This window comes from Mucilaginibacter sp., from assembly GCF_036383575.1.
Lineage (GTDB): Bacteria > Bacteroidota > Bacteroidia > Sphingobacteriales > Sphingobacteriaceae > Mucilaginibacter.
Map to the genome: position 1 here is coordinate 1 of NZ_DASVOB010000655.1, position 4,099 is coordinate 4,099.

The 4,099-nt window shown below is 44.7% G+C and carries 3 protein-coding genes and 1 pseudogene; 2 read left to right on the plus strand and 2 right to left on the minus strand.

The genetic code is table 11. The features are described from left to right. Positions 1-751 (plus strand): annotated as a pseudogene (locus VF500_RS23030) (gfo/Idh/MocA family oxidoreductase); the annotation flags it as partial. Positions 752-931: 180 nt separating this feature from the next. Beyond that, the gene (locus VF500_RS23035) at positions 932-1,978 is read left to right on the plus strand and encodes a PmoA family protein (protein WP_330861924.1); all 1,047 of its coding nucleotides are present in this window, start codon (positions 932-934) and stop codon (positions 1,976-1,978) included. Between the two features lie 160 nt (positions 1,979-2,138). On the opposite strand, the gene VF500_RS23040 is transcribed toward VF500_RS23035, so the two are convergent. Together VF500_RS23040 and VF500_RS23045 are read right to left on the minus strand one after the other, a co-directional pair. After that, a complete protein-coding gene (locus VF500_RS23040; protein ID WP_330861925.1) occupies positions 2,139-2,831 on the minus strand; it encodes a type 1 glutamine amidotransferase domain-containing protein in 693 nt (230 codons plus the stop codon). A 289-nt stretch (positions 2,832-3,120) separates the two neighbouring features. Continuing rightward, the coding region (locus tag VF500_RS23045; RefSeq protein WP_330861926.1) for a carbamoyltransferase C-terminal domain-containing protein at positions 3,121-4,099 on the minus strand (979 nt) is incomplete at its 5' end.

Here is a 4,099-nt window from a genome sequence, read left to right on the forward strand (position 1 = left end):
CCAACCCGGCCGCTGGCGCAGACCTGAATTGTTAGGACAATTGAAAGAGCAGGATACCGATTGGAAACGCTTTATCATGAACCGGCCATACGAAGATTTTGATCCGCGTAAATATTTGGAGTTCCGTTTATTCTGGCCGTATTCATCTGGTTTGGCCGGACAATGGATGAGCCATCAGATCGATACCGTACACTGGTTTACCGGCTTAAAACATCCACGCAGCGTAGTCGCCAACGGCGGCATTTATATGTGGAAGGACGGACGCCGCAACTGGGATACCATACTGGCAGCATTTGATTACGGTCCGCTTAATGATCCTACCACCGGCTTCCAGGTTACTTTCGGTTCGCGCATGCACAATGGTGATGAGCACCCGGCCGAGATCTACTATTCAAACGGAGGTGAACTTAACCTCATCACCAACACAGTATCGCCAACCGGAGGGCTTACCCAAAAAATGGCCGATGCTATGCACATGAAAGCAAACCTCTTACCCGAGCTTAGCCTTGCCAATACTGAAAAAGTAGTGGCTTCAGCCAATACCGGCGGTGATATATTGACCTCAAACCACGTGCGTAACTGGATGGAATGCGTACGCAGCCGTAAGCAACCTAACGCCCCTGTTGAAGCAGGTTACAGCCATTCCATAGCCAACATCATGACCAATGCCGCCGTACATACCGGCTACAAGGCCACTTTTGATGAAGCCACCCAGGAAGTAATGGCTAACGGGAAGGTGTTTAAATATTAAGGCTAAACATATAAAATCCCCTCTTGAAAGGAGCGCGGAAGAACGCGTGGTAGCAGGGATGTGTTTCTACTATAGGCTTATCAAAGCAGAAACACACCCCTCCCCCTCTCAAGAGGGGAATCGCACAATCCAATGCTTTTATGACTGATCTTTTCACACGCTTATATAACCTTACCTCCGATGAAAATATTAAAAAACTGGGCCTGTATTTTTGCCGCTAACACCTTATTTGCTATGACAATACATGCTCAACAGGCCGAGCCGGTGAAATTGGTCAAATCAGCAGGAAATAAAATAGAGATCCTGGTAGGTGGCAAACCTTTTACCACTTTCCTGTATCCTGAAACTTTAGAAAAACCGGTGCTTTACCCTTTGAGGTCGGCAGACGGCACGCTGGTAACCCGGGGCTTTCCGCTGGCTCCACGTCCCGGCGATCCTACCGATCACCCGCACCATATTGGTTTGTGGTTTAATTTTGAAAACCTGAACGGGCTCGATTTCTGGAATAACTCCTATGCCATACCTACAGCTAAAAAGAGTGGTTATGGATGGATCCGTACCGACAAAATTTTGGAAACCAAAGACGGGACAAAAGGCATACTGGCTTACCATGCAAACTGGACAGATCAGCAAAAGCAGGTGATACTGGAAGAACAAACCCGTTTTGAATTTAGCGGGAATGCGCAGGAACGGATCATTGACCGAGTAACTACCTTAACTGCAGATAAGGACGCTCTTTTTAAAGATGCCAAAGATGGGATGCTTGGCCTGCGCCTGGCCCACGAGCTGCAGATCCCGGATCCTGCTGATCAGAAATTTACAGATGATAAAGGAAATGTAACGATAGTAAAAGGTGGCACCGATAAAGTGGCCAACGGCACCTACCTTACCAGCGAGGGCAAAACAGGCAATGACGCCTGGAGCACCCGTGGTGTATGGTGCAAGGTATACGGTAAAATAGGGGCTGATTCGGTAAGCGTTACTATCATTGATCATCCTCAAAACCCTAACTACCCTACTTTCTGGCATGCCCGTGGTTATGGCTTGTTTGCTGCCAATCCGCTGGGCGAAAAGATTTTCACCAACGGCAAGTCGGAGAAGAACCTTACTTTAAAGAAAGGCGAATCGGTAACATTCAGGTATCGGATCATTATACACAATGGTCAACAAACCAACAGCGTAGCCCAGTTAAACCAGGCAGCAGAAGCTTTTAAGTCATTTAAGTAATTACAAAATAGAACAGCATATTGATCGAAGCATATCATGATCAATAAATTTCCTGTTTGCTATTGTGCAGCGACCTCGTTAACAGGCCTGACATATAGCAAACAGGAATTTGAGGGTTTAAATGAAAAGTTGTCCAATTTATACCGGACAGCGTAGATAGCTACATTCTTTCTGCATAATCAAGCAAGGTATCAACAGCCAAAACAGATGAGGCCGGGTTTTGCCCGGTGATCAAATGATCTTCGCGGGTTACAAAGGGCTTCCAATCTTCACCTTTTTGAAAATTAGCCCCCCGTTCTATCAGCATGTCTTCTAAAAGAAAAGGCACCACTTTTGTCAGCTGAGCGGCTTCTTCTTCGGTGTTGGTAAATGCCGCCACTCTTTTCCCTTTAATGAGGTATTCTCCTTCCGGGGTCTTAACCTCCTTTAATGCTACAGGCGCATGGCATACAAGGGTTACGATCTTACCATTCTGATAAAAGGCTTCGATAAGCTTTGCCGACTCCTTGTCGTTGGCCAGGTCCCACATTGGCCCGTGGCCGCCCGGATAAAAAATGGTATCAAAATCGCTTTCAGAAACACTGCTTAATACTACCGTATTGCTCAATTTATCTTGTGTTTCTTTGTCGCTATAATACCTTATGGTAGCCGGTGTCCTGTTTTCGGGAAGATCACTTTTCGGGTCGATGGGTGCCTGTCCACCCTTGGGTGACGCTATTACGATCTCTTTACCCATATCATGAAATTTGTAATAGGGTGCTGCAAATTCTTCGATCCATAAACCGGTTTTCTTACCTGTGTTGCCCAACTCATCATGTGATGTTACAACGAATAGAATTTTGTTGATTTCCATAGCTTTTATTTTTAAAACTTGATTCTTAAATTCCTTTTACAAGAGCAGATTATCGGCATATGGGTAATTACCGTGCCATTAAATCAAATACCTGTATATCAAATATTTAAAAACAAACAAATAGGGTAAAATCACGAAATATCGCAACTATGGAGAGAATCGTGACCAGGCAAGTGCGACTTGTTGAATAAAGGATTGAGAGATTCCCATCGGGACAGGTAAATGAATATAAACCCAGCAGATAATCAGTAAAGAGTGCAGACGATCAACTCATAAAACGACACAGGCGCTATTTAATGACCATAAAATTTTCAATCACCAAAATATCCATCCCTGTTTGCATAAAACAATCTATTGCATCCTGTGGGGTATTTACGATAGGCTCATCCATCCGGTTAAAAGAAGTATTTACCATGCATGGGCAACGGGTTAACTCATAAAATGCTTTGATAAGATCATAAAAGTCAGGGTGGTTTTCATGGCTCACAGTTTGTATCCGGGCAGTATGATCAACATGCGTTACTGCCGGGATAGCTGATCTTTTCACTTTTAACAGATCAAATCCTTTCAGTAATTCTTCTTCCGGAGAGGGAGCTATCCTCAATTCGGTTTTAACCGCTGTAACCAGCAGCATGTAAGGACTTGGATTTTCCAAATCAAAATATTCAGAAGCATACTCCGCTAAAACCGCCGGTGCAAATGGCCTGAACGACTCCCGGAACTTGATCTTTTGATTTAAAACAGACTGCATATCTACCCTCCGCGGATCAGCAATAATACTCCTTGCACCCAAAGCCCGCGGACCAAATTCTGCACGCCCTTTAAAATAGCCCACCACTTTACCTTCATTAATGCGGGAAGCTATTTTTTTATTCAGATGTGGAGTGTTTAATTCTTCAAATGGTAAGTTATTAGCTATTAAACATTCTCTGACTTTACCGGCATTAAAAGATGGGCCGAGCAATGCATTCTGCATTTTATCTGCATTCTTAGCATCATTGCGTTCATTACCTAAGTGCTCATAGTAAGCTGCATATGCCGCTCCCAAAGCACCTCCGGCATCTCCGGCTGCAGGCTGTACCCAAAGCCGCTTAAAGCCCGACTGTTTTAATATTTTATCATTGATCACACAATTGAGTGCAACGCCCCCGGCCATGCACAGGTCGTCAAACTGAAATTCTTTATATAAAGCAGTGGTCAGATCAAGCATGATCCGTTCGGCGGCAGCCTGGATGGAACTGGCCACGTCCATATGAAATTGCGTAAGC

Bases quoted from the DNA above. Each gene is read 5' to 3' on its own strand.
- VF500_RS23035 (WP_330861924.1), top strand. From the start codon at position 932: ATGAAAATATTAAAAAACTGGGCCTGTATTTTTGCCGCTAACACCTTA.
- VF500_RS23040 (WP_330861925.1), bottom strand. From the start codon at position 2,831: ATGGAAATCAACAAAATTCTATTCGTTGTAACATCACATGATGAGTTG.